Raw genomic sequence first — 269 nt, forward strand, 5'->3', positions numbered from 1 at the left:
GCGAGGAACTGGTTCGCCAGCCCGAGTGCGATACCCGCCTTGTCGGTGTCGCGGGCCCACACCCATTGCGGGGAGACGGTCTGGGACATGTCGGAGACCATGTTCATCTCCAGGACCATCTGCTGCACCGACGGGTTGTTCGCATCGCAGTAGCGCGAGACGCGGTCCCAGAAGGTCTTGTCCTGCTCGGCCCACCACACGTGCAACTGGTTCGTGAGGATCTCCTTCTGCTTCGGGGTCGTCTCCTTGTCCGACTTCCGCTCCTTCCC

The 269-nt window shown here is 63.2% G+C and carries 1 protein-coding gene; it reads right to left on the reverse strand.

Annotated elements, in window-relative coordinates; genetic code table 11:
* The coding region (locus VR44_RS40680) for a hypothetical protein (protein WP_045952741.1) at positions 1-269 on the reverse strand (269 nt) is incomplete at both ends.

Origin of the sequence: Streptomyces katrae (genome assembly GCF_000966975.1) — a bacterium.
GTDB lineage: Bacteria > Actinomycetota > Actinomycetes > Streptomycetales > Streptomycetaceae > Streptomyces > Streptomyces katrae.